We start from the raw sequence: 22,355 nt of genomic DNA, 5'->3' as shown, positions 1-22,355 counted from the left end.
TCGTCCGGGCGCCGGCGGCCGCGCGCCGGGTCGCAGCCGAGCGAGCGAGGCTCCAGGCGCCCGCGCGAAAATCGCGAAGAAGAGCGGCGAAAACGTCGTAATTCCCTCCTGATGCGCGTGAACGCGCACCGGAATAACCCGGACTCGTGGCTCGGGCTGAATTGCTTTACGCAATATTTCCGGGGTCGCCGGGTTTATCTATTGGGCAACAACGGTTTTTGGGATGACCGATGGCGAACGACCTGCACGAGCATCTGATTGAACTGGCCTATGAGGCCGCGGTCATCCCCGAATTGTGGCCGAATGTCCTGCATCAGGTCGGTGCGATCGCGCGTGCGCGCGGTATCGTGCTGCTGACGGCGGCCCCACACGACGTCCGCTGGGTCGCGTCGCCCGACATGCACGACGACACGGTGGCCTATGTCGAGGGCGGCTGGCACGAGCGCAACGGGCGATTGCCGCGCCTGCTCGCGGCCAACCATGCCGGCTTCCTGCGCGACATCGACGTGTTCGATACGCCCGAGGAGGTGCAGCAGGATTTCCAGATCCGCGAATTCTTCCGCCCGCGCGGGCTCGGGTGGGGCGCCGGTACTGCGATCCCGGTCCCGAGCGGCGATGTGCTGATTTACAGCGTCGAGCGCGAGTACCAGCACGGGCCGATCGAGCGGGAAGCAATCGAGCAGCTCGAACGCGCTGCGGCCGCATCTGGCGCGTGCCGCGCTGCTGTCGGCACGGCTCGGGATGGAGCGCGCCAGGGCGGCGACCGAATCGCTGGCGATGCTCGGCCTGCCCGCGGCAGTGCTGCGGCGCGGCGGCCGCCTGATGGCGGCCAACACGCTGTTCGACCGCCTCGTGCCCGACGTGATGCAGGATCGCGGCGAGCGCCTGACGCTGGCGGCGACCACTGCCGACACGCTGTTCGCCCAGGCCTTGGCCGCGCTTGATCAGGGACTGATTGGCGTGGAGGTGCGCTCGGTGCCGATCGCGGCGCAGGAGGATCGGCCGCCGCTGATCGTGCATCTGGTCCCGATCCACGGCGCGGCACGTGACCTGTTCGACCGCGCGGCGGCGATCGTGATCGTGACGCCGGTGGTGCCGGCCGAGGTGCCGACCGCGGAAGTGCTGCAGGGTCTGTTCGACCTGACGCCGGCGGAGGCGCGCGTTGCGCGCGGCATTGGCGAGGGACGCACCGTCGAGGCAATCGCCGGCGCATTCGGCATCTCCCGCGAAACGGTGCGCAACCAGCTCAAGGCGGTGCTGGCCAAGACCGGACTGGGCCGGCAGGTGGAGCTGGCCAGACTGCTCGCCGGCGCGAAGGTGCCGCCGGGGTCGTCAGGAGACTAGCGCACGCCGCGCAAGCCTCGGTGCAGGGGTCGATGCGATCCTCCGGGAATTCGCAAAACGATCGCATGTTCAAACGGCACCGGTTACGCTAGGGGTAGCTCCCCTCCCTCCGTGCGCCCGCCCCGGCGCATGTCCAGTCAATGAGTGCAACTGAATGGCCGAAGCCGACCTCGACGCCGTCATCCGGCAAACCGCAAAAGCGCAGACCAAGGCCGTGATGGCGGCTGCCAAGAAACGCCAGGCCGTCTGGGTCACGCGCGCCGCCAAGGCCAAGGACAAGGAGACCAAGGCGCGCTTCCGCTTCCTGGCCAAGAGCACGATGCTGAACGCAACCGCGACCGCCAAGCGGTTGCAGAATTCGGCCGAGAACGCCGCCGACGCCTATGCGCGCGCCATGAAGAAGGCGATGGAAGAGCCGCCGCCGGCCAAGAAGCCTGCGAAGAAGAAAACCGACGGCTAGTCGATGCCGCGTTACGTCGCCCTGCTGCGCGCGGTCAATGTCGGCGGCACCGGCAAGCTGCCGATGACCGAGTTGAAGGCAATGTGCGTCGATGAGGGATTTGCCGACGCGCAGACCTATATCGCCAGCGGCAATGTCGTGTTCTCCTCGAAGCTCGGCGCGGCCAAGGTCAAGGCCGCGCTGGAGCGGCGGCTGCAGGCCTATGCCGGCAAGCCGGTCGGCGTCGTCGTCCGGAGCGCGGACGAGATCGCCGCGGTGCTGAGGGCCAATCCGTTTCCGAAAGCGCCGCCGAACTATACTGTCGCGATCTTCCTCGACGAGCCGCCGCCGAAGGATGCCTTGAAGGACATCAAGGGCCAGCAGGACGAAGAGGTGCGGCTCGGCAAGCGCGAGATCTATGTCGCCTATGGCAGCGGCATGGGCCGCTCGAAGCTGAAGATCCTCGCCGCCGCCAAGGGCACCGCGCGCAACATCAACACCATCGCGAAGCTCGCCGAGCTGGCGGCGGGGGACAACGAGGGTTAGTTCGCCCATTGAAATCCGTCATCCTGAGGAGCGCGCACTTGCGCGCATCTCGAAGGATGCACGGCCCGGCTGGTGGCCAATTCATCCTTCGAGGCTCGCTCCGCTCGCGCCTCAGGATGACGGTCAAGCAGTCTGACAGCTAACTCTCCCGCACCGCAAATCCTTCGGCGCTGAGCCTTGCCAGCACCTCCTCCAGATGGGCGCGGTCGCGGGTTTCGATCACGAGCTCGAGCAGCGTCGCCTTCGCCGGAAGATCGGAGAAGGTGCGCTGATGCGAGACCTCGATGATATTGGCGCCGGCATCGGCAAGCAGGATCGACACCGCCGCGAGCTGTCCGGGCCGGTCGACGATGTCGAGCGCCAGTTGCGTCAGTCGTCCCTCGCGCGCGAGCTCGCGGGTCAGGACCGAGGCAATCAGCCTGGTGTCGATATTGCCGCCGGTCAGCACCAGGCCGACTGAGCTGCCCGCAAAGCGCTCGGGAGCTGCGAGCACCGCCGCGAGACCGGCGGCGCCGGCGCCTTCGACCACCGTCTTTTCGATCGAGATCAGGGTCGCGACCGCGCGCTCGATCTGGTCCTCGCTGACCAGGATGATGTCGTCAACGAGCTCGCGCACGATCTTCGTGGTGATCTGCCCGGGCGCCTTGACCGCAATGCCCTCGGCGAGGGTGTCGCCGCGCATCGGCAGCTGCTCGCCTTTGACCGCATTGTACATTGACGGATAGAGCTGGGCCTGCACGCCGACGACCTGGATCGACGGCTTCAGTGCCTTCGCGGCCGTGGCGATGCCCGAGATCAGCCCGCCGCCGCCGATCGGTACCACCAGGATATCGAGCTCCGGCACCGTCGCGAGCATTTCAAGTCCGATCGTGCCTTGCCCTGCAATGATCAGCGGATCGTCATAGGGATGGATCAGGATCAGGCCCTTCTGCGCAGCATGCGAGCCAACGAACGCGAAGCATTCTTCCAGCGTCTGCCCGGTGATGATGACCTCGGCGCCGTGCCGCCTAGTGTTCTCGATCTTCACCATCGGCGTCCCGATCGGCATCACGATGGTAGCGGGGATGCCGAGCCGCTTGGCGTGATAGGCCACGCCCTGGGCGTGATTGCCGGCAGACATCGCGATCACGCCGCGCTTGCGCTCCTCTGGCGACAGCGCCTGCAGGCGATTCAGCGCGCCGCGCTCCTTGAACGTCGCGGTGAACTGCAGGTTCTCGAATTTGAGGAACAGGCGGCAGCCGCAGATCTCGCCCAGCGTGCGGCTCTCGTTGCAGGCCGTGACCATGACCGCATCCCGGATCACATCCGCGGCACGGCGTATGTCGGCAAGGGTGATGGCGGCGGTGTCGGAAGGCTGCGGCATCGGGTTTCGCTTTGGTCCGTTTCGTCAGACGGAACCTAGCGGGTTTCGGCGCCGAACACGACCGCGCTTTAGCGTGCGGTCAACACCCGTTCCTCCGGCCTCGCCGGACCGGTCAGTTGAACCTCATCACATTTCGGGCATACCAGCGCGGTGCGGAAATGCTTGTCGAGCACAATGGTTCGCGTCCTGCCGCACTGGCAGCGCATCGGCTTATCCATGGAAGACCGGCCCGGGTTAGAGATGCAAGGAAAGCGTGCGCCCGGCTACCTCGGTCCGGTTAACCCAATATGACTTGAGGCCGGATAATTTGTCGCGCGGCTAGAAGAGACCAGCGCTGAGATCGAGGCCGTAGCTTGCCCTGAGCGCCGCGACGAACAGGACCGCGGAGGCAAGCAGCAGGACATGCCGGGCGATGCTGCTCCGAAGCGAATTGGCCGGAAACGCGCGTGCGATCGATTGAGCCAAAGCAGTCATTTGCGACCTCCGGAGCCACGTCCCGAAGGTAGGTCGCGGGCAGCGCAGTGAGGTTCAATGCGGCTCGCGGATCGGCCGGCGGCGCGCCAATGTGCTCTGTTCGGGATCACGCGGTGGCCGCACCCGGCTTTTGAAGCGGTGACCGACCACGATCAGCCTGCCCTCGGCGCGGATTACGGTATCCGCCGATGGCGCGGACGGCAGATTGTCTTGCGTGGCCGCTTCCAGTGCACGCAGGAACTCGCGACCGGCCGATGTGATCTCCCAGCCTTCGACGTCACGGAGCACATAGCCATGGCTAAAGATGTCGAGTTCGGGGACCCGCGACGCCAGACGTTTGATCCGCGCATGCCAATCGTCGCCGCTCGATGAGAGCACGGCGAGATCGTGCTTGAGTGAATTGATTGTGGCTTTGCCGCGGACGTGACTGGCCAATATTTTTAAGATCGCAACCTGTATGCTCAACTCGACGCCTCGACCGCCACGGTTCTTTTTGTTCTGCGCAGCCGACCTGGAAATTATCGCGCTGATGACTGAGGCGTCCAGTCATCAGCGCCAGATATCCAGAACCCGACAAGACGGTATCGACTTACGCCGCGCGTGATGTGCCGACGCGGCGCTCGGGCCGGTGCGACGACATCGAATTCCTCCTCCATATCCTGCGGCGCGCCCCAAAATTCCTGCACGGTGGGCCCGTTCTTCAACCTCTTGTCGCGCAGGAAGCCGAGGATTTCGTGCGGCCAGACCCGGCGGCCCATCTGCGTGTACCAGCGCATCGCGTGACGAAGTCCGGCGTCGCGGTGAAGCAGCACGCGAAGCAGCGCCTTCGGGCGGCACTGCAGCACCATCTCGGTGAACTTGAACCAGAGCAGCACGCGCCATGGCGGCATGTGCCGGGTCGCCAGCACCTGATGCTTGTAGTCCCAGAGCCTGCGATTGGTCTGGATGACGCGCCGCTCCGCCGCGAGACGGAAATACGGCGTCCAGCGATGCGGCGTGACGTAGAGCATCTGGATCTGGTCGGGATCATCGGACAACAGCTGCCTGAGACCACGCCAATGATCGCGATCGGTCTCTTCCTCGAAGCCGACCACCCAGGTCGCCATCGACAGGATGCCGTGCTGGCGCATCAAACGGATGGCTTCGCGATCGATCGTGGTGGTCGCGCCCTTGCGGATCAGCTCCAGCGTCTTCTCGTCGGTGTTCTCCATGCCGAGCAGGAAGCGCTGCCACCCCGCTTTCTTGTAGAGATGCAGGATATCGGCGTCGCGCACGATGTCGTCGGCGCGGGTCGAGCCGACCAGGATCAGATCGACATCCTCCGCGATCAGGGCCTCGAGAAAGGCCCGCCACGCCTTCTTCGAGACGGTCGGATTCTCGTCGGCGAAATTGATCACCTTGACGCCGTGCTCGCGATGGAGCCGCGCCAGCTCCTTCGCAAAGCGCACGGGATCGCGGTGCCGCCACCGCGTCCAGAAGCCGCGCTGGCCGCAGTAATTGCACAGATGCGGACAGCCGCGCGAGAACTGCACGACGACGGCGCACAGGCCGCCCCAATAGCTGTAGCGCGCGTGATCGATCAATTCCCAGCCGACGCGATAGGCATCGAGATCACTGATGACAGGCGCAGGCGGCATCACGCGCGGCCCGTAATCGTCGCGAAATGCGATGCCGTTGATGATGCGGAGATCCTCGCCGGCCTCCAGCGCCCGCATCAGACGCCGCCCCGTCTCTTCGCCCTCGCCGCGCACGATCGCGGTGACGTAGCGCTCCTCGCGCAGGATGTCGCGCCAGTGATAGGTCGGAAACACGCCGCCATAGACGATCCGCACACCGGGCACGGCCTTGACGATCGCCTGCGCCACCTCGGCGATGACCGGATGGCCCGACGTCGAGCCGGAATGGCCGAACAGCACCGCATCCGGTGCAAATCTCGATGCCCCCGCCACGATGGCTTGGACCGGCATCGGCCCGAACTCGGCATCGATAAGATCGACGTCGTGGCCGTCATCGATCAGGGGGCCGCCGATCGACAACAGGCCAAGTGGCGGCAGATGGTCGTCGGGGATCCGGCTGCCGATCGCCGGGTGCGGCACGTTGATGAGAAGAATGCGCATGGATGATCGCTCCCGCTTTGGTTGGCGTGATCGTTCGTCCCCGCATCTTGTGAGAGAGAGCCCAACCCCCGGCCGGGCTTTAGGAAGAGAGCAGTTGGCGCGGCTTGACGCGTTAGAGGTTCGGCACCTCCGCCGGCGCGATCGCGGTCAGTCCGCCGAAGCGGCGCTCGCGGCGATGGAAGGAGCCGAGTGCGTCGGCGAGATCGTCGGCATCGAATTCGGGCCACATCCGCTCGGTGAAATGCAGCTCGGCATAAGCGCCCTCCCAGAGCAGGAAGTCCGACAGCCGCTTCTCGCCCGAGGTGCGGATGATCAGGTCGACGTCGCGCAGCCCGGCCTCGCCGGTAATGAGATCGGAGAACGTCTCGCGGCTGAGCTCGCCGGCGCCGGCCGCGCGCGCGGCGGCGTTCAGGATGGCGTCGCGCGCCGAATAATCGATCGCGATGCGCAGATGCAGCGTGGTGCCGCCGGCGGTCTCGGCCTCGGCGCGCGTGATCGCGGCGGCGATGCCGTCGGGCAGCCGGTCGCGGCGGCCGATCACGGTGAGGCGAACGCCGTTGCGCACGAGCGCAGCGATCTCGTTGGCGAGATAGAAGCGCAGCAGCCCCATCAGTGCCGCGACCTCGGCCTTCGGACGGCGCCAATTATCGCTTGAGAAGGCGTAGAGCGTCAGCGTGCCGACGCCCTGGTCCGGCGCGGCCTCGACTATGCGGCGGATCGCCTCGACGCCGGCCTCGTGTCCGCGCAGCCGTGACAGGCCGCGCCGCGTTGCCCAGCGGCCATTGCCATCCATGATGATGCCGACATGGAGCCTGAAGGCGGCTTCCGGCTTGAGCGCGACGTTACTTTGCATCACAAAGTCTCCGGACAAAATGAGATGGTTCAAACCGGCTGGATACCGAGGCGGCCAGCTGCGCGGTCGTCCTTGCCGGCGGCCTTTTCTGCCGTGCCGGCGGCCCTCTCGGCCGTGCCGGCGGCCTTGGCCGCGTCACGCACCAGCTGCTCGAGCACGGCGAGATAGTCGAGGAAGCGGCGACGACCGCTCTTGGTCAGGCGGCAGGTGGTGTGCGGACGATTGCCTTCATAGCCCTTGATGACGTCGACGAGACCGGCCTCCTGCAGCACCTGGAGGTGCCGGCTGAGGTTGCCGTCGGTCAGGCCGCAGAGCTGCTTGAGATCGGCAAAGGCGAGCCCCTTCGGATGCGCCATCAGCGAGGTCAGCAGGCCGAGCCGCGCCTTCTCGTGGATGACGCGATCGAGGCCATCATAGGCGAATGGTGCGGTGGTCAGGTCAGTCTTCGGCATCATGGCCTCCGGAAGCGAAATAGAGCAGCGCTGCGAGCAGCAACTGGCCGATCGCGAATGGCAGTCCCATGGTCCAGGGCGACAGCGCGTGGCTCTGGCTTGCAATCAGCAGCACCGTGAAGCCCGACAGGAAATACCAGGCGCCGCCGAGCGCGATCGTGCGCGGCAGCAGGCGGACCGAGGCGAACACGCCGAGGCTGACCAGCACCTGCCACAGGCCGGGCAGCATCCACAGCGTCTCGGGCGCGAACTTCCATTGCAGGATCGCGAGCAGCACGCCGGCGATCGCCGCGGGAACGAACTGCTCGATCGCCTGCTGGACCATCGCGTCCGCAAGGCCGGAATGATGCCGCCGCGAGCGCGCCTGCATCTCGATCCAGATCAGCACGGCGGAGACCAACGCGGCCGCCGCCCAGCCTGCGAGGAACGCGATCGGATGAGCGGTGGGATCGGCGAGCCAAAGATATTGCGCAAGCGCCGTGACCAGCGCGATGCCGCTGGTGGCGGCGACGGTCGCCGGACCGTAGCCGCGGAATGCCGTTCCGGCCGCAATCTGGCTGCGGATCGCGAGGATATCGGCCAACGCCTTGTCGAGGTCACGCATGATTCGCCCGAACTTTGTATTGCAAAGTATACGGGGTCACCAAGTAAACGCAAGCGGCATCGCGCGGCTTGCCGAGCGTGATGTTTAACAGCTGGTTACTGCGCGGATTGCGGCGAAACCGTGCCGCGTCAGACCTTCACCAGACTGGCGAAGCCGCCATAGATCATCCGCTTGCCGTCGAACGGCACGTCACCCATGCTCATCGATGCCAGGCGCGGATCGGCCATCACCTTGGCGTTGATCCGGTCGCGCTGGGCGCGCGACTTGTAGGTAATCCAGGCGAACACGACGGTTTCGCCGGCCCTCAGTTTCACGCTCTGCGGAAATGAGGTCAGCTTGCCTGGCTTGACGTCGTCGGCGACCCATTCGCGATAATCCAGTGCGCCATACTCGCGCCAGACCTTGCCGGCCTTCTTCGAGAGTTGCGCATAGGCTTTGAGTTTCTTCTTCGGCACGGCGACGATGAATCCATCGACGTAAGGCATTGGGCGGTTTCCTGCTGTTTGGGCTCCCTGTCATTGCGAGCGCCAGCGAAGCAATCCATCTCTCCAAACGCTGAAGATGGATTGCTTCGTCGCTTCCACGCAAAATTGCTCTGCAATTTTGTCGCGAGCCCCTCGCAATGACGATCAGGAGTGACAGCAGGATGCCTGAACCGGCGCCGGTTGATACTGGTCACGTAGCCGCACCCAGTCCATCGGATAGGGCAATCCTTCCTCGTGGCGGCCGAGCGGCGTCAGGTCGAGATAGTGATAGGCGGCATTCATCATGTCGAGGCCGCGCGCGAAGGTCGAGTAGGTGTGGAACACGCTTCCTGTCTCGTCGCGGAAGAACACGCTGATGCCGGGCAGTTCGGGACCATCGAGCGGCGTCGTTCCATAATTGTATTTCGCGTCCCCTGCATCGATCTGCGCTTGCGTGAACGACACGCCGTAATCGTAGTTGAAGTCGCTCTCTCCCGAGGAGACCCAGTCGAAGGTCCAGCCCATCCGCGCCTTGAATGCGTCGAGCTTGATGAGCGGCGCCCGCGAGATCGCGATCATCGTGGTGTCGCGCGCGGCGAGATGCGGAACCATGCGCTCGAAACCGTCGGCCCAGAACGAGCAGTTCTTGCACGCCGCGTCCCACTCCGGCGCGAACATCACATGCTGCACCACGAGTTGCGGCCTGCCCTTGAAGAGATCGCCGAGCGTCATTTTGCCGCCCGGCCCGTCGAACACATAGTCCTTGTCGACCTTGACCCAGGGCAGTTCGCGGCGCTGCCGGCTGAGCGCTTCGCGGGCCTGGGTCAGTTCCTTCTCACCGGCCATCAACGCCTTGCGGGCTGCGATCCATTCTTCGCGCGAGACGATCATGTGCTGTTGCATGGGATGCTCCTTTGCAGGTCAGGCGTCGACGAAGCTTTCCAGATTGCCGAGGAATGCGGTCCAGCCGCGCTGGTGGTTGTCGCGGGCGGTCTCATCGACGAACTGCGCGTGATGGAAGGTGAGCAACGTACCGCCGGCATCGGGCTTGATCGATATCGTCACCTCGGATTCGCGTTCGGGCGTCGAATGCCAGGCCCAGCTGAACACCAGCTTCTCGTTCGGCACCACCTCACGATAGACGCCGCCGACCTCGTGATATTCGCCGTTGGTGCCGATGAATCCGATGCGATAGCGTCCGCCGACGCGGACATCGAGCTCCGCACGCGTCGTGGCCGGCTTGACCCCACCCGGTCCGAACCACTGCGCTAGATTTTCCGGCTCGGTCCACGCGGCGTAGACTTTTTCCGGCCGTGCGCGGAGGCGCCGCGTGAGGGTGAGGCTTGGGCGCGCGGCGAGGCCGGCGTCGGCGGCGACTGCGGATTGGTTTGCCATGGTTCTTCCTCCACAAAGGCGGCAAGGCGGTCGAGGTTGTTGGACCAGAATTGCGCATAGCGATTGAGCCAGTTCATCGCCTGCTCCATCGGCCGTGCGGTGAGCCGGCACGCCACCGTGCGGCCGGTCTTTTCGCGCGCGACGAGACCCGCATCGGTGAGCACGTCGAGATGCTTCATGATCGCCGGCAGCGACATCGCGAATGGCTGCGCCAGCTCGCTCACCGACAGGCTTTCCTGGTCGCCGAGCCGCGCCAGCAGCGCGCGACGGGTGGGATCGGAAAGCGCCGCAAAGGTGCGGTCCAGCGTCTCATCCTGATACTTAACCATGTGGTTTAGTATAGGCGCAAACGGCGTGACGTCAAGTGCGCGGCTTCACGATCGCGTCAGCATGGACCCGACGCGAGGGACGAACGTCAGGAACAGTGGCGACAGACTGCCTTGCGGTGATGCCGCAACGCTAGTCGGGATAAACGGTCCGGTGCCGACGCTGATAGCGGCGCGGTGGTGGCGGCGGCGGTTCGCTGAACAGGAAGCGCGGATTCTCGCCGCAATAGAGATAGCGGCCGGACACGCTCGCGAGGCATTGCTGGTAGGTCCGGTAAGCGCATTCGCCGGGATAGCCCAGGCTCGGGCCCTGCGCGCACCATGGGTAGTCATAGGGATCGGCGGAAGCGGGCGTGATACTCGCCGCGCCTGCGAGCGTCATCGTTCCCAGAACAAGCATTGCCAATCCCGATGCGCGCATGATCCGGCTCCTCGGACGCCGCAGTTAGCCAGGTGCGGCATCTTTGATAAGGTTCCTGAACGTCGTTTTATTCCGCGTCAAGGCTGACGAATTCGGCTTCGGCCAGGGACCGGCCGTACCACGCGGGCCACATTTGTCCCGCGCGATCCAGCATCGCGCCTCTTGCGAAGCCTACTCGACCTTGAGGCCGGCGAACTCGACCACCTTCTTCCACTTGTCGGTTTCGGCCTTGATGTCGTTGCCGAAGGCTTCCGGCGTCTGGATCAGCGGATCGCCGCCGAGCTCGACCAGACGCTTCTTCATGTCGGGTTCGGCGAGCACGGCGTTGATCTCGGTGTTGAGCTTGGCGATAACTTCCTTCGGCATGTTCTTCGGCGCGCCCATGCCGAACAGCGCGCTCGCCTCGTAGCCCTTTACGGTTTCGGCAACCGACGGAACATCGGGCAGTTGCGAGGATCGCTCCGTTGACGTCACGGCCAGCGCGCGCAGCGCGCCGGAGCGGATGTGCTGGATGATCGAGGGCATGTTGTCGAAGATCACCTGCACCTGGCCGCCGAGCATGTCGGTGATCGCGGGCGCGGCGCCGCGATACGGCACGTGCTGCATCTTGCAGCCGGTCATCGCCATGAACATCTCGCCGGAGAGATGCACCGAGGTGCCGTTGCCGGAAGAGGCCATGTTCACCTTGCCGGGATTGGCCTTCACATATTCGATGAACTCGGCGACGGTCTTGGCCGGTACGTCCTTGTTGACGGTCATCACGTTCGGCACGCGATTGAAGGAAGCAACCGGCGCGACGTCGCGCACGAAGTTGAACTTCAGATTGGCGTAAAGCGAGGCGTTGATGTAATTGGCCGGATTGACCAGCAGCACGGTGTAGCCGTCCGGCTCGGCATTGATCGCCGCCTCGGTGCCGATATTGTTGCCGGCGCCCGGCTTGTTCTCGATCACGAATTGCTGCCCGAGCCTCTCCGACAGCCGCTGCCCGACCAGGCGCGCGATGATGTCGGTGGCGCCGCCCGGCGGATAACCCACGATCCAGCGCACCGGCCGCGCCGGATAGTCGGCAGCGGAAGCGCGGCCGATCGCGAATGTCGAAATCCCCGACCCGATCAGGCCCAGCGCGGTACGGCGTGAAATCATGAAGTTTCTCCCAATCCAGCAGGGTTTGGCGCCCTGCCCGTTTCTGTTGCGTTGCGTGCGGCGCGGTTTTAACAAACAATGCCTGAAGCGACCAGTGCGACACGTGCGCCGCCGACCGCGACGAAAGACTAAGCTTCGGCTCTGATCGCACCAGAACCGGCGACCATCCCGCATCAAGTGCGGGACAGGCATCGCTCGAAAGCACTCTGGACCGAAGAGGATCGATCATGTCCGTCAAGGTGAATGGGCTCGACCATCTCGTGATCAACGTCACCGATGTCGTGCGCTCGGTTGCCTGGTACAGCAGGATCCTCGGCATGGAGGTGAAGGTGTTCGACCCGGGCAAGGGCAAGACACCGCGCACCTCGCTGGTGTTCGGCAACCAGAAGATCAATGTGCGGCCGCGCGATGCCGACAAGGTGGACTGGTTCACTGCCGATCACGAGGCGGCCGGCAGCGACGATCTCTGCTTCCTCACTTCGAGCACGCCCGAGGAAGTGGTCGCACATCTGAAGGCCAATGGCGTCAGAATCGAGGAAGGCCCGGTGGCCAAGCAGGGCGCGCGCGGGACGCTGCGCTCGGTCTATTGCCGCGACCCCGACGGCAGCCTGATCGAGATCTCGTCATACGAGAAGAACGCGACGTAGCTTTCGTTCGTCCTTGCGAGCCGACGCGGCGTGCGAATGCGCGCCCGATGACGGATGCCGCGAATAAATCGATCTCTTCCGTGCGGCGGAACAGATTGCTTCAGCGCAAAACCCTTTTGCAAATCCCGATTTGCTCTCGGCGCACGCCGATGGCAGAACTGCTCCAACCAAGATCAATGGCGGCCGGCAAGGCCGCGCGGGAGGACATATGAGCAATTCAAAAGCAGTGCCGGGCGTCGTGGGACCGTTTGCGGGGCTCGACGTGCCTTGGCTGCTGCGGATGCGCGCCGAAGTGCGCCGCGACCATCCATTCCTGATCTGGGCGCCGTTCGACACGGCGGCACGGCGCTGGAGCTACGGCGAATTCCATGAGCGCGTCGGCGCGCTGGCTGCGGGCCTTGCGAAGCGCGGCATCCGGCAGGGCGACTATGTCCTGATCCATCTCGACAATTGCGTCGAAGCGATCATGTCGTGGTTCGCCTGCGTCGAGCTCGGCGCCATCGCCGTCACCACCAACACCCGCTCGGCCGCCGCCGAGATCGAATATTTTGCCGGCCATTGCGGCGCGGTCGCCGCGATCACCCAGCCGGCCTATGCCGAGCTGATATCAGCCAACTGCAAGGGCCTGCGCTGGATCGCGGTGACCTCACACGACGCCGGGCAAGCGCCGGCACAACCGCCCGCGCACGGCGACAGTTTTGACGCGCTGTTTGCCGACAGCGCCGACCGGCCACGTCGCCCAACCGATCCGCTCGCCCCCTGCAGTGTACAATACACCTCCGGCACCACGTCGCGGCCGAAGGCGGTGCTGTGGACCCACGCCAACGCGCTGTGGGGCGCCAAGATCAACGCCGCGCATCAGGATCTGCACGCCTTTGACGTGCACCAGACCTATCTGCCGCTGTTTCACACCAACGCGCTGGCCTATTCGATGCTGGCGAGCCTGTGGGTCGGGGGCACCTGCGTGATCCAGCCGCGCTTCTCGGCGAGCCGCTTCTGGCCGGTGGCGCTCGAGCATGGCTCGACCTGGACCTCGACGATCCCGTTCTGCATGAAGGCGCTGCTGGAGCACGAGGTGCCGAAGAAGCACAAATTCCGGCTCTGGGGCACTGCCGTGAACGAGCCGCCGGCATTCGCGGTGTTCGGCATCAAGATCATCGGCTGGTGGGGCATGACCGAGACCATCACCCACGGCATCATCGGCGAGGTCGATCAGCCCAACACGCCGATGTCGATCGGCCGCGCCGCCCCCGAATACGAAATCCGCATCGTCAATGACGACGGCGCGCCGACCGGCGTCGGTGAGACCGGCAATCTCCTGATCAAGGGCATTCCCGGCCTGTCGCTGTTCGCCGAATATCTACACAACGAGACGGCCACGCGCGAGAGTTTTGACGAGCACGGCTACTTCATCACCGGCGACCGCGTCACGATGCTGGAGCGCGGCTACATCAAGTTCGGCGACCGCTCCAAGGACATGCTGAAGGTCGGCGGCGAGAATGTCGCGGCCTCCGAGATCGAACAGGTGATCGCGGTGGTGCCGGGCGTACGCGAAGCCGCCGTGGTGGCGAAGAAGCATCCGATGCTGGACGAGGTCCCGGTCGTCTTCATCATCCCGCAGGCCGGTGTCACCAAGCTGCCCGTCGACCTCCACGACAACGTCATGGCCGCTTGTCGCGCAAGCCTCGCCGACTTCAAGGTGCCGCGCGAAATCCGCTTTGTCGAGGAGATGCCGCGCTCGACGCTGGAGAAGGTCGCGAAGGCGGAGCTGAGGAAGATGGTGGAGTAAGGTTTTTCTCCGTGATTGTGAGGAGCGGAGCGACGAAGCAATCCATGTTTCCGCGTGTGCGGCGCTATAGATTGCTTCGCTTCGCTCGCAATGACGGACGGACTTCAATTCACCTCGAACCGGATCGGCAGCTTCTTCGGGCCATTGACGAAATAGGCTTGGGTCATCTTCACCTCGCCGTCGAGCGACAGCGACTTCAGGTGGGGCAGCAGTTCCTCGAACAGGATGCGCATCTCGAGCTTGGCGAGGTACTGGCCGAGGCAGAGATGCGCGCCATAGCCGAACGCGACATGGCGATTGGGCTTGCGATCGCTGCGGAAGCGATCGGGGTCCTCGAACACCTCCTCGTCGCGATTGCCGGAGGCGTAGCACAGCATCAGCCAGTCGCCCTTGGCGATCTTGCGGCCGCCGAGCTCGGTATCCGCAGTGGCCGAGCGCATGAAATGCTTGACCGGCGTCATCCAGCGGATCGACTCGTCGACCAGGCCCGGGATCAGCTCCGGGTTGGCCTTCACCTTGGCGAATTCCGCAGGGTCCCTGGCCAGCGCCCAGATCGCGCCGGCGGTCGATGATGAGGTGGTGTCGTGGCCCGCGGTCGCGACGATCATGTAATAGCTGGTCTGGTCGTGCTCCGGCATGTAGTCGCCGCCGATCTTCGCATTGGCGATGACGGTGGCGAGATCGTCGCGCGGGTGCTGGCGGCGATCCTCGGTGATCTTGCGGAAGTAGGCGGAGAAGTCGGCGATGATCGCCTGCAGCATCGCCGAGACCTGCTCCGCGCTCAGCGCGTCGCGGACGCGCGCGGTGTCGGGATCCTGCGGCCCGAACAGCTCCTGGGTCAGCTTGAGCATGCGCGGCTCGTCCGCCTCGGGCACGCCGAGGATCTCCATGATGACGTGCAGCGGATAGCCGAGCGCGACGTCCTCGACGAAGTCGCAGGCGCCGCCCCTCGCGAGCATGCGCTGCACCGTGGCTCGCGCGATCTCGCGGACGCGGGCCTCGAACTTGCCGAGATTGGCCGGCATGAACCAGCCTTGCGTCAGCGCGCGATATTTCGGGTGATCGGGCGCGTCCATCTGCACCAGCGAGCGCACCAAATTGGGCCCACCCGTGATCTTGCGAACGCGCTCCTCGAGCGCCTGCGTCGTCAGGGTGGTCGGCCGATCGGCGTTGTGGAACAGCTCGTTCTGCCGGCTGATCGCCTGGATATGCGCGTGCTTGGTCACCACCCAGAACGGGTCGAACTTCTCGGGCCGCGCGATGCCGAGCGGGTTGTTGGCGCGCAGCCAACGATAGCTGTCGTGGATGCGGTCGTCCGCATAGGCAACGGGATCGACAAGGGTTGCCGCGATGTCGGCGGGGATGTCGAAATCCCCGGTCGTTGCCGTATCCATGATCGTCCTCACCCGTCGGAGCATCGGTCCTGCCGATGATCACCGGAATCTAGGCGGAGGTAAGGAGCACGACTTGCGTTGATTGGCTAGAGCCGTCGCCTCAGCCGGCATTGCGACGACGAAGCGACGTAGCAATGACGGGGTTGAGGACTGGATAGTGCCCGAACGCCACCGGGCGGAACGCCTGCAGCAGTTGCTGGTCGAGCTTGCCGCCCATCTCCTCCATCATGGAGAACGCCTTGGCGTGGGTGAACTGCAGCCGGTAGGCGCGCTTCTCGACCAAAGCGGCATAGACGTCGACGATCGTGGTGACGCGGACGATGTCGCTGATCTGGTTGCCGCTGAGGCCGTTGGGATAGCCGGTGCCGTCGAGGAATTCGTGGTGATGCAGGATCACGTCGAGCATTTCCGGCGGGAAGCCGCCCTGCGCGGAAAGCGCCTCGTAGCCGCGGCGCGGATGCTCGCGCATCTCGGCCATTTCCTCGACCGTCAAGGCGCCGGGCTTGTCGAGCAGCGCGACCGGGACGAAGGCCTTGCCGACGTCGTGCAGCAGCGCGGCGCGGGCGAGCCGGCGCTGGTCGTCCTCGCGCATGCCGAGGTGCTGCGCGAACGCGACCGCAAAACCGGTCACGAACAGGCAGTGGCGATAGGTCTCCTGGTGATGGCAGCCGACCGTGGTCAGCCACTCGCGCAGCGAGTTGTGCTTGATCGCCTTGAGGATCTTGTTCTCGGCGGCGACAATGTCCTCGAACTTGAGCGGCTCGCCGGCGCGCATCCGCTCGAACATCTTGACCATCACGCCGTGCGCGGCTTCGACGCCGCGGTTGAGCGCCTTGCCGCGATCGGTTTCGTCATAGCCACTGTTGTCGGGGAATGCGGCGCGGACGCGCTGCAGGATGCCGCGCGCATCGAACGGCCGCGAGATCGTGTCGGTAGCGCCGAGCGCCCAGGCCTGCATCGAGGCGTGATGCAAGGCATCCGCCAGCACGAACAACCGCGGCATCTCGCGATAGGCGTCGGCCTGCAGCTTGGCGCGGACGAGTTGCACGGCTTCGGGCGAGCGCAGGTTGATGTCGACGACGATGCCGGAGAGATCGCGGGCCGGCTGCTCGGGAATGTCAGAGGTCGGAACGGTATCGACCTCGCCCACCGAACGCAGGATGTTGGCGAGCTCGTTGCTCTGATCGCTTCGATCTGACGCCAGCAGGAGGCGGCGCTTCGAAGTCTGGTTGTTGGCTAAGGCTGTCATGAAATCCCCGTCGCGGTAACGACCGACGCCGGGACGCTACCTGACGATGCGTTCCCTCCGACTTAATGGGGATGCTGAACGGCGCTTAAGCGCAATGGATACAATTTGAGGGATCGCCGAATCCGCCAGCAAAATCAGGCCGGCCGGAAATCGATGCAGTTGCGCAGATCGGCAGCGAATCATGAATTTTTGCGGCGTCGAAGTTGATGCCGTCACTGCCCGGCCGACGCGCGAAGCAAAGAAAAACGCCGGAGAGCTCGTACTCTCCGGCGTTCTTGTTCGTTCAGGCCGTTACGCCTTCATCGCAGCCTTGACGGCTTCCGCGGTGATCGGCAGGCCGCGAACGCGGGCACCGACCGCGTTGAAGACGGCGTTGCCGATCGCCGGCGCCACCACCGTCACCGCGGGCTCGCCGACGCCCGTCGCCTTCTCGCCATTGGCGATGACGTTGACCGCGACTTCCGGCAACTGGCTCATCCGAAGCGGCGTGTAGCTGTCGAAGTTGGTCTGCTCGATGCCGCCGTCCTTCAACGTCGCCTTCTCGAACAGCGCCAGCGACATGCCCCACAGCGCCGCGCCCTCGACCTGGGCCCGGATGCCGTCGGGATTCACCTGCGTACCAACGTCGGTCGCAACCGTCAGCTTCTTCACCGTCACCTCGCCCGACGGGGCGACCGCGACATGGGCAACGCAGGCGGTCCAGCTCGCCGTGGCGCGCTCCTGCGACGACACGCAGGCGACCCCCATGCCTTCGCCCTTGGGCAGCTGCTTGGTGCCGTAGCCGGCAAGACCCATCGCAGCGAGCAAGGTGTTGCGGAGACGCTGCGCGCCGCCGTCATTCTTGCCCTTGCCGTCGAGCAACGAGATGCGCAGCTGCGCCGGGTCCTTGCCGGTCGCATGCGCGATCTCGTCGATCATGCTTTCGACCGCCCAGAACGTCCAGCCCGGCGCCACCGAACGGAGCTGACCCGACGGGGTGGCGTTGTGCGCCATCTCGTTCTTGATCGCCCGCACATAGTGGTTGGGCACGGTATAGAAGAAGTCCGCTCCGTTCACGGTGAAGGAGTTGAGCGGACCCTTCTTGTCGACCGACGGTGTCAGGAAATCGGGGATTCCCCAACGCGCGGTCGGCCAGGCCGAGACCACGTCGTGGCTCATCGCGACGATCTTGCCGTCGCCATCCATGCCGGCTTTCACCTTCTGGTAGGTCAGCGGACGCGAGAAATCCATCGTCATGTCGTTTTCGCGCGTGTAGATGACCTTGACCGGCTTGCCGACGGCCTTCGCCGCCTGCACCGCGGGCACCATCATGTCGGCGTCGAGACGCCGGCCGAAGCCGCCGCCCAGCCACATCTGGTGCATCACCACGAACTTCGGATCGATCCCGGCGGCGCCGGCCGCAATCGCGCCGGAGCGCGTCGCGAACTGGTTGCCGGAATAGATGTGCAGGATGTCGCCCTTGAACTCCGCGGTGGCGTTCATCGGCTCCATCGGCGCATGGATGTTGATGTTGGTGGTGTATTCCGCCTCCAGCACCTTGGCCGCCGAGCCGAAGGCCGCGTTCGGATCGCCGTCCTTGACGAAGAACTGGCCGGAATCGCTCAGTCCCTGAAGCCGCTTGGCTTCCGTGAGCAGCGATTCGCTCGACAGTTTCGCGTTCGGACCGCCGTCATAGCTGATCTTCAGCGCCGCCGCCGCCTTCTTGGCGTTGGCATAGGTGTTGGCGACCGCGACGACCCAGCCGGTCGTGGTTGTGGTCTTGTCGTCGAGGGTGACGGCCTTGATGAAGCCGGGCAGCTTCTTGGCCGCGCTATCGTCGACCGACTTCACGGTGGCGCCGTAACGCACCGGCGGGGTGACCAGCGCGCCGTGGACCATGCCCGGCACCATCACGTCGATGCCGTACTTGGCCGTGCCGTTGGTCTTCGACGGGATGTCGAGCTGCGGCACCGAGACGCCGATCATGGTGTACTGGTCGGGCGTCTTCAGCTTGATCGCCTTCAGATCATCCGCCGTGAAGGTCTTGGTCGCCTTGCCGCTCTTCACCACTTCGGCGAACGACATCGACTTCTTCGACTTCGCATGGCTGATCCTGGAGTCACGTACCACCAGCTCGCCGGCCGGCACGCCCATGGAGGCCGCCGCCGCCTCGGTCAATGCAATGCGGCCGGCTGCGCCGGCGCGGCTCATCGCGTCGAAGTTCATCATCGTCGACCAGCTGCCGCCGGTGATCTGCGCGCCCAGCACGGGATCGTTGAACTTCGGATCGTTGGAGGCGAGTTGAACCCGCATGTCCTTCCAGTTCGCGCCGAGCTCTTCGGCCACGATCTGCGCCATGGTCGAGGCGACGTGCTGGCCCATGTCGGCCTTGCCGCAGGTCACGGTGACGAGACCGTCGGGCGCGATCGAATACCAGACGCTCGGCTCGAAGTTGGCGGGCGCGGGTGCCGCGAGCGCCTGGTCGATGCCGGACCCGGCGTAGCCGAGCACGAGGCCGGTTGCAGCGGTGCCGACCAGGAAGGAACGGCGGCTGAGATCGGTCGTCTCTGGCGCGAGGTTTTTCACGTGCTTGTTCATGTGGCCCTCCGCTCGGATCCGGTGGCCGATGCGGTGCGCATGTCGGACGCAGCGCGCATGATCGCCTTCTGGATTCGTGAATAGGTCATGCAACGGCACAGGTTGCCGTCCATATGCGCGACCACTTCTTCCTTGGTCGGGTTGGTATTCTTCGACAGCAGCGCCGCCGCCTGCATGATCTGGCCGGACTGGCAGTAGCCGCATTGCGGCACCTGCTCGGCGACCCAGGCCTTCTGCAAGGGATGATCGCCCTTGGCGGAGAGGCCTTCGATGGTGGTGATCTTCTTGCCGACGGCGTCGGCGACCGAGGTCTGGCAGGACCGCACCGCTTCGCCGTTGACGTGAACCGTGCAGGCGCCGCACAGACCGGCGCCGCAACCGAATTTGGTGCCCGTCATCTGCAATTGCTCGCGGATGACCCAAAGCAGCGGCGTGTCATTGGCCGCCTCGACGGACATATTCCGTCCGTTGATATTGAGATTTGGCATCTCTCTCCCCTTCCGGTGTAGGAAGCCGCTTACGGCGGCAACTCACTGTTGGGTCTTGGCCGGCGCCCACCGGGTAAGCGACAGTTGCCGAAACAATGATCCGGTTCCCGGCTGGAGGCAATCCAATTTGGAATTGCTCGAAAAGAATAAATTTCCGAAGATGCCTGTTGTGCGATGCGGCAACGGCATGACGCTTTTTGGAATGCCAGCGTTGGTGTCTAATCGACAGGCGCTTGCTCAAAGCGTCGGCAGCAAGCATCGGCGACGCCGTCCGATGACAGCGGCGAGAGAAACACAAGGAGCCCGTCAATGGCCAAGCTCAACCGCAACGGCGTCGAGATCTACTACGAGGTTCACGGCAGCGGCCCGCCGCTGATCCTGACCCACGGCTATTCCTCGACCTCGGCGATGTGGCAGGGCCAGATCGAGGCGCTGTCGCAGCGGCACAAGCTGATCCTGTGGGACATGCGCGGGCACGGCCAGTCCGACTATCCCGACGATCCCGATGCCTATAGCGAAGCGCTGACGGTCGGCGACATCGCCGCTCTGCTCGACGCCGCCGGCGCCGACAAGGCGATCGTCGGCGGGCTGTCGCTCGGCGGCTACATGTCGCTCGCCTTTCATCGCGCCCATCCGGAGCGGGTGCGGGCGCTGCTGATCATCGACACCGGCCCGGGCTTCAAGAAGGACGACGCCCGCGATGTCTGGAACAAGCGCGCCCGCGAGACCGGCGACCGCTTCGACCGCGAAGGGCTCGAGGTGCTGAGATCGTTGAGCGCCGAGCGCGCGTCGGTCACCCATCGCAACGCCAGGGGCCTCGCGCTCGCCGCGCGCGGCATGCTGGCACAGCGCGATGCTCGGGTGATCGAATCGCTGCCCGGGATCCAGGCGCCATCGCTGGTTGTGGTTGGCGCCGACGACACGCCGTTTCTGGCGGCGTCCGACTACATGGCTGCAAAAATCCCCCGGGCGCAGAAGGCGGTGATTCCGAACGCCGGCCACGCCGTCAACATCGACCAGCCGCAGGCCTTCATCGCCGCGGTGCTGCCGTTCCTGGATGGGCTGGAAGCCGGCGCGTCGGGAAAGACCGCGCCATGAAGTCAGTCGCCGTTGCCTTGTTGCTAACTGCGGCCACGACAGGAGCGAGCGCGCAGAAGCTGCCGTTCGTCACAGCCCCGTCCACTTTCACCGCGACGCTGTCGAACACCACGCCGCTGGTGTTCGGCATGGGCGTTGCGGACGCGCAGCGCGCGCTCGGCACGCCCCTCACCTATGTCAGCGGACGGCCCGGCAACGAGATCTTCCTGACCTTCCGCGACCTCGGCGGCAGCGGGCTGTTTCCGCACCACGACCGCCTCTTCCTGCAATTCCGCAAACACCGGCTGACCGGCTGGAAGGCCGACTGGGGCGAGAACTGGATGTGGCGCTAGAGCATGGTCCGGAAAAGTGCGAAGCGGTTTTCCGAAACGGCCATGTTCAAACGAAGAGCCAAAGCGCGACGACGATGTCATCGCGCCTCATCATCGAGAGCTTCATGCAACCCCCAAACTGACAAGGATGGACCATGGGACAAGACATCAAACTCAAAGCTTCGGACGGATTTGAACTCGGCGCCTACCGCGCCGATCCTGCCGGCGCGCCGAAGGGCGCGGTCGTCGTGATCCAGGAGATTTTTGGCGTCAATCACCACATCCGCTCGGTCTGCGACCGGCTGGCGAAGGAAGGCTATGTCGCGGTTGCACCTTCGATCTTCGACCGCATCACGCCGAACTTCCAGAGCGGCTATTCCCCCGACGAGATCGCCGAGGCGCGGAAGTTCGTCGCCAATCCGGACTGGGCCGCGATGCTGCGCGACAGCCAGGCGGCGATCGACGCGGTGAAGCCGGTCGGTCCGGTCGGCATCATCGGCTTCTGCCTCGGCGGCAGCGTCGCCTATACTGCCGCCACCAAGCTGGCCGGGCTGTCAGCCGCGGTCGGCTATTACGGCGGCGCCGTCGTGCGCTTCGCCGACGACAAGCCGGCGGTGCCGACGCAGCTGCATTTCGGCGAGAAGGATGCCGGCATTCCCTTGAGCGATGTCGAGACCATCAAGTCGAAGCGGCCCGAGGTCGAGGTCTTTATCTATCCCGGCGCGCAGCACGGCTTCCATTGCGACGAGCGCGCCAGCTACGACAAGGCAAGCGCCGACATTGCCTGGCCGCGCAGCATGGAATTTTTCGCGAAGCATCTGCGCTGATAGGGCGAACCCGGAATGACGAAGGACGCTGTCC

The 22,355-nt window shown here is 64.9% G+C and carries 25 protein-coding genes and 1 pseudogene; 8 read left to right on the top strand and 18 right to left on the bottom strand.

Annotated features, from left to right (window positions below; genetic code table 11):
• Positions 1-194: 194 nt before the first annotated feature.
• Positions 195-833: a hypothetical protein gene (locus tag ACSKB9_RS25520; protein ID WP_438076547.1), complete on the bottom strand. Its 639-nt coding sequence runs from the start codon at positions 831-833 to the stop codon at positions 195-197.
• On the opposite strand from ACSKB9_RS25520, the gene ACSKB9_RS25515 reads away from it, so the two are divergent.
• The 3 genes from ACSKB9_RS25515 (at position 823) to ACSKB9_RS25505 (ending at position 2,329) form a co-directional block, all read left to right on the top strand.
• Complete coding sequence (locus tag ACSKB9_RS25515; RefSeq protein WP_438076545.1) at positions 823-1,344, top strand: helix-turn-helix transcriptional regulator; 522 nt, start codon at positions 823-825, stop codon at positions 1,342-1,344. The two genes, ACSKB9_RS25520 and ACSKB9_RS25515, sit on opposite strands and share 11 nt — an antisense overlap.
• A gap of 154 nt (positions 1,345-1,498) precedes the next feature.
• Positions 1,499-1,804: a hypothetical protein gene (locus ACSKB9_RS25510; RefSeq protein WP_253638142.1), complete on the top strand. Its 306-nt coding sequence runs from the start codon at positions 1,499-1,501 to the stop codon at positions 1,802-1,804.
• 3 nt (positions 1,805-1,807) lie between these two features.
• On the top strand, positions 1,808-2,329 hold the full coding sequence (locus ACSKB9_RS25505) for a DUF1697 domain-containing protein (protein ID WP_438076543.1): 522 nt from the start codon (positions 1,808-1,810) through the stop codon (positions 2,327-2,329).
• A 139-nt stretch (positions 2,330-2,468) separates the two neighbouring features.
• Here ACSKB9_RS25505 and ACSKB9_RS25500 read toward each other — a convergent pair whose 3' ends face one another.
• From ACSKB9_RS25500 to ACSKB9_RS25440, 13 genes and pseudogenes are all read right to left on the bottom strand, one after another.
• Positions 2,469-3,692: a threonine ammonia-lyase gene (locus tag ACSKB9_RS25500; protein WP_229190587.1), complete on the bottom strand. Its 1,224-nt coding sequence runs from the start codon at positions 3,690-3,692 to the stop codon at positions 2,469-2,471.
• Positions 3,693-4,010: 318 nt separating this feature from the next.
• Complete coding sequence (locus ACSKB9_RS25495; RefSeq protein WP_225162097.1) at positions 4,011-4,166, bottom strand: response regulator; 156 nt, start codon at positions 4,164-4,166, stop codon at positions 4,011-4,013.
• Between the two features lie 54 nt (positions 4,167-4,220).
• Complete coding sequence (locus tag ACSKB9_RS25490; protein WP_438076541.1) at positions 4,221-4,544, bottom strand: aminoacyl-tRNA deacylase; 324 nt, start codon at positions 4,542-4,544, stop codon at positions 4,221-4,223.
• Between the two features lie 140 nt (positions 4,545-4,684).
• Positions 4,685-6,283: a magnesium-protoporphyrin IX monomethyl ester anaerobic oxidative cyclase gene (gene bchE, locus ACSKB9_RS25485; RefSeq protein WP_438076539.1), complete on the bottom strand. Its 1,599-nt coding sequence runs from the start codon at positions 6,281-6,283 to the stop codon at positions 4,685-4,687.
• 112 nt (positions 6,284-6,395) lie between these two features.
• Positions 6,396-7,136 carry a di-trans,poly-cis-decaprenylcistransferase gene (locus ACSKB9_RS25480; protein WP_057015350.1) on the bottom strand — a complete coding sequence of 247 codons (741 nt, stop codon included), beginning with the start codon at positions 7,134-7,136 and terminating at the stop codon, positions 6,396-6,398.
• Between the two features lie 29 nt (positions 7,137-7,165).
• Complete coding sequence (locus ACSKB9_RS25475) at positions 7,166-7,588, bottom strand: transcriptional regulator (protein WP_057015410.1); 423 nt, start codon at positions 7,586-7,588, stop codon at positions 7,166-7,168.
• Complete coding sequence (locus ACSKB9_RS25470; protein ID WP_057015349.1) at positions 7,575-8,192, bottom strand: hypothetical protein; 618 nt, start codon at positions 8,190-8,192, stop codon at positions 7,575-7,577. The genes ACSKB9_RS25475 and ACSKB9_RS25470 overlap by 14 nt, the downstream gene beginning before the upstream one ends.
• A gap of 128 nt (positions 8,193-8,320) precedes the next feature.
• Positions 8,321-8,677 carry a DUF1428 domain-containing protein gene (locus tag ACSKB9_RS25465; RefSeq protein WP_438076537.1) on the bottom strand — a complete coding sequence of 119 codons (357 nt, stop codon included), beginning with the start codon at positions 8,675-8,677 and terminating at the stop codon, positions 8,321-8,323.
• A 144-nt stretch (positions 8,678-8,821) separates the two neighbouring features.
• On the bottom strand, positions 8,822-9,559 hold the full coding sequence (locus ACSKB9_RS25460; protein ID WP_438076535.1) for a DUF899 domain-containing protein: 738 nt from the start codon (positions 9,557-9,559) through the stop codon (positions 8,822-8,824).
• Between the two features lie 18 nt (positions 9,560-9,577).
• A pseudogene (locus ACSKB9_RS25455) lies at positions 9,578-9,940 on the bottom strand (SRPBCC family protein); the annotation flags it as partial.
• Positions 9,925-10,380: an ArsR/SmtB family transcription factor gene (locus ACSKB9_RS25450; protein WP_438076533.1), complete on the bottom strand. Its 456-nt coding sequence runs from the start codon at positions 10,378-10,380 to the stop codon at positions 9,925-9,927. The gene ACSKB9_RS25450 and the pseudogene ACSKB9_RS25455, both read right to left, overlap by 16 nt.
• Before the next feature lie 130 nt (positions 10,381-10,510).
• Complete coding sequence (locus ACSKB9_RS25445; RefSeq protein ID WP_438076531.1) at positions 10,511-10,798, bottom strand: DUF3551 domain-containing protein; 288 nt, start codon at positions 10,796-10,798, stop codon at positions 10,511-10,513.
• Between the two features lie 171 nt (positions 10,799-10,969).
• A complete protein-coding gene (locus ACSKB9_RS25440; protein WP_016843619.1) occupies positions 10,970-11,941 on the bottom strand; it encodes a Bug family tripartite tricarboxylate transporter substrate binding protein in 972 nt (323 codons plus the stop codon).
• A gap of 227 nt (positions 11,942-12,168) precedes the next feature.
• On the opposite strand from ACSKB9_RS25440, the gene ACSKB9_RS25435 reads away from it, so the two are divergent.
• A complete protein-coding gene (locus ACSKB9_RS25435) occupies positions 12,169-12,588 on the top strand; it encodes a VOC family protein (RefSeq protein ID WP_057015344.1) in 420 nt (139 codons plus the stop codon).
• A 208-nt stretch (positions 12,589-12,796) separates the two neighbouring features.
• Positions 12,797-14,377 carry an AMP-binding protein gene (locus tag ACSKB9_RS25430; RefSeq protein ID WP_438076529.1) on the top strand — a complete coding sequence of 527 codons (1,581 nt, stop codon included), beginning with the start codon at positions 12,797-12,799 and terminating at the stop codon, positions 14,375-14,377.
• A 104-nt stretch (positions 14,378-14,481) separates the two neighbouring features.
• Here ACSKB9_RS25430 and ACSKB9_RS25425 read toward each other — a convergent pair whose 3' ends face one another.
• The 4 genes from ACSKB9_RS25425 to ACSKB9_RS25410 form a co-directional block, all read right to left on the bottom strand.
• Positions 14,482-15,771, bottom strand: coding sequence for a cytochrome P450 (locus ACSKB9_RS25425; RefSeq protein WP_438076527.1), 1,290 nt, complete (start codon positions 15,769-15,771; stop codon positions 14,482-14,484).
• Between the two features lie 100 nt (positions 15,772-15,871).
• On the bottom strand, positions 15,872-17,020 hold the full coding sequence (locus tag ACSKB9_RS25420) for an HD-GYP domain-containing protein (protein ID WP_438076525.1): 1,149 nt from the start codon (positions 17,018-17,020) through the stop codon (positions 15,872-15,874).
• A gap of 291 nt (positions 17,021-17,311) precedes the next feature.
• Positions 17,312-19,597 (bottom strand): molybdopterin cofactor-binding domain-containing protein, encoded by a 2,286-nt coding sequence (locus ACSKB9_RS25415; protein WP_438076523.1) that lies wholly within the window; start codon positions 19,595-19,597, stop codon positions 17,312-17,314.
• A complete protein-coding gene (locus ACSKB9_RS25410; protein ID WP_026192016.1) occupies positions 19,594-20,085 on the bottom strand; it encodes a (2Fe-2S)-binding protein in 492 nt (163 codons plus the stop codon). The genes ACSKB9_RS25415 and ACSKB9_RS25410 overlap by 4 nt, the downstream gene beginning before the upstream one ends.
• Positions 20,086-20,394: 309 nt before the next feature.
• Between ACSKB9_RS25410 and ACSKB9_RS25405 the strand changes: the two genes are divergently transcribed.
• The 3 genes from ACSKB9_RS25405 to ACSKB9_RS25395 all read left to right on the top strand — a co-directional run bounded on the left by ACSKB9_RS25405 (position 20,395) and on the right by ACSKB9_RS25395 (position 22,321).
• Positions 20,395-21,183 (top strand): alpha/beta fold hydrolase, encoded by a 789-nt coding sequence (locus ACSKB9_RS25405; RefSeq protein WP_438076521.1) that lies wholly within the window; start codon positions 20,395-20,397, stop codon positions 21,181-21,183.
• Positions 21,180-21,515 carry a hypothetical protein gene (locus tag ACSKB9_RS25400; RefSeq protein WP_069278967.1) on the top strand — a complete coding sequence of 112 codons (336 nt, stop codon included), beginning with the start codon at positions 21,180-21,182 and terminating at the stop codon, positions 21,513-21,515. The genes ACSKB9_RS25405 and ACSKB9_RS25400 overlap by 4 nt, the downstream gene beginning before the upstream one ends.
• 134 nt (positions 21,516-21,649) lie before the next feature.
• On the top strand, positions 21,650-22,321 hold the full coding sequence (locus tag ACSKB9_RS25395) for a dienelactone hydrolase family protein (protein ID WP_438076519.1): 672 nt from the start codon (positions 21,650-21,652) through the stop codon (positions 22,319-22,321).
• Positions 22,322-22,355: the final 34 nt, after the last annotated feature.

Origin of the sequence: Bradyrhizobium sp. BR 1433 (assembly GCF_051547665.1) — a bacterium.
GTDB lineage: Bacteria > Pseudomonadota > Alphaproteobacteria > Rhizobiales > Xanthobacteraceae > Bradyrhizobium > Bradyrhizobium australafricanum.
This window is presented reverse-complemented; position numbering and strand designations above follow the sequence as displayed.

Coding starts and splice junctions, on each gene's coding strand:
- ACSKB9_RS25500 (WP_229190587.1), bottom strand. CDS start 3,692: ATGCCGCAGCCTTCCGACACCGCCGCCATCACCCTTGCCGACATACGC.
- ACSKB9_RS25435 (WP_057015344.1), top strand. CDS start 12,169: ATGTCCGTCAAGGTGAATGGGCTCGACCATCTCGTGATCAACGTCACC.
- ACSKB9_RS25470 (WP_057015349.1), bottom strand. CDS start 8,192: ATGCGTGACCTCGACAAGGCGTTGGCCGATATCCTCGCGATCCGCAGC.
- ACSKB9_RS25505 (WP_438076543.1), top strand. CDS start 1,808: ATGCCGCGTTACGTCGCCCTGCTGCGCGCGGTCAATGTCGGCGGCACC.
- ACSKB9_RS25460 (WP_438076535.1), bottom strand. CDS start 9,559: ATGCAACAGCACATGATCGTCTCGCGCGAAGAATGGATCGCAGCCCGC.
- ACSKB9_RS25440 (WP_016843619.1), bottom strand. CDS start 11,941: ATGATTTCACGCCGTACCGCGCTGGGCCTGATCGGGTCGGGGATTTCG.
- ACSKB9_RS25415 (WP_438076523.1), bottom strand. CDS start 19,597: ATGAACAAGCACGTGAAAAACCTCGCGCCAGAGACGACCGATCTCAGC.
- ACSKB9_RS25465 (WP_438076537.1), bottom strand. CDS start 8,677: ATGCCTTACGTCGATGGATTCATCGTCGCCGTGCCGAAGAAGAAACTC.
- ACSKB9_RS25400 (WP_069278967.1), top strand. CDS start 21,180: ATGAAGTCAGTCGCCGTTGCCTTGTTGCTAACTGCGGCCACGACAGGA.
- ACSKB9_RS25405 (WP_438076521.1), top strand. CDS start 20,395: ATGGCCAAGCTCAACCGCAACGGCGTCGAGATCTACTACGAGGTTCAC.
- ACSKB9_RS25510 (WP_253638142.1), top strand. CDS start 1,499: ATGGCCGAAGCCGACCTCGACGCCGTCATCCGGCAAACCGCAAAAGCG.
- ACSKB9_RS25410 (WP_026192016.1), bottom strand. CDS start 20,085: ATGCCAAATCTCAATATCAACGGACGGAATATGTCCGTCGAGGCGGCC.
- ACSKB9_RS25475 (WP_057015410.1), bottom strand. CDS start 7,588: ATGCCGAAGACTGACCTGACCACCGCACCATTCGCCTATGATGGCCTC.
- bchE (WP_438076539.1), bottom strand. CDS start 6,283: ATGCGCATTCTTCTCATCAACGTGCCGCACCCGGCGATCGGCAGCCGG.
- ACSKB9_RS25425 (WP_438076527.1), bottom strand. CDS start 15,771: ATGGATACGGCAACGACCGGGGATTTCGACATCCCCGCCGACATCGCG.
- ACSKB9_RS25445 (WP_438076531.1), bottom strand. CDS start 10,798: ATGCGCGCATCGGGATTGGCAATGCTTGTTCTGGGAACGATGACGCTC.
- ACSKB9_RS25430 (WP_438076529.1), top strand. CDS start 12,797: ATGAGCAATTCAAAAGCAGTGCCGGGCGTCGTGGGACCGTTTGCGGGG.
- ACSKB9_RS25450 (WP_438076533.1), bottom strand. CDS start 10,380: ATGGTTAAGTATCAGGATGAGACGCTGGACCGCACCTTTGCGGCGCTT.
- ACSKB9_RS25480 (WP_057015350.1), bottom strand. CDS start 7,136: ATGCAAAGTAACGTCGCGCTCAAGCCGGAAGCCGCCTTCAGGCTCCAT.
- ACSKB9_RS25395 (WP_438076519.1), top strand. CDS start 21,650: ATGGGACAAGACATCAAACTCAAAGCTTCGGACGGATTTGAACTCGGC.
- ACSKB9_RS25420 (WP_438076525.1), bottom strand. CDS start 17,020: ATGACAGCCTTAGCCAACAACCAGACTTCGAAGCGCCGCCTCCTGCTG.
- ACSKB9_RS25515 (WP_438076545.1), top strand. CDS start 823: ATGGCGGCCAACACGCTGTTCGACCGCCTCGTGCCCGACGTGATGCAG.
- ACSKB9_RS25495 (WP_225162097.1), bottom strand. CDS start 4,166: ATGACTGCTTTGGCTCAATCGATCGCACGCGCGTTTCCGGCCAATTCG.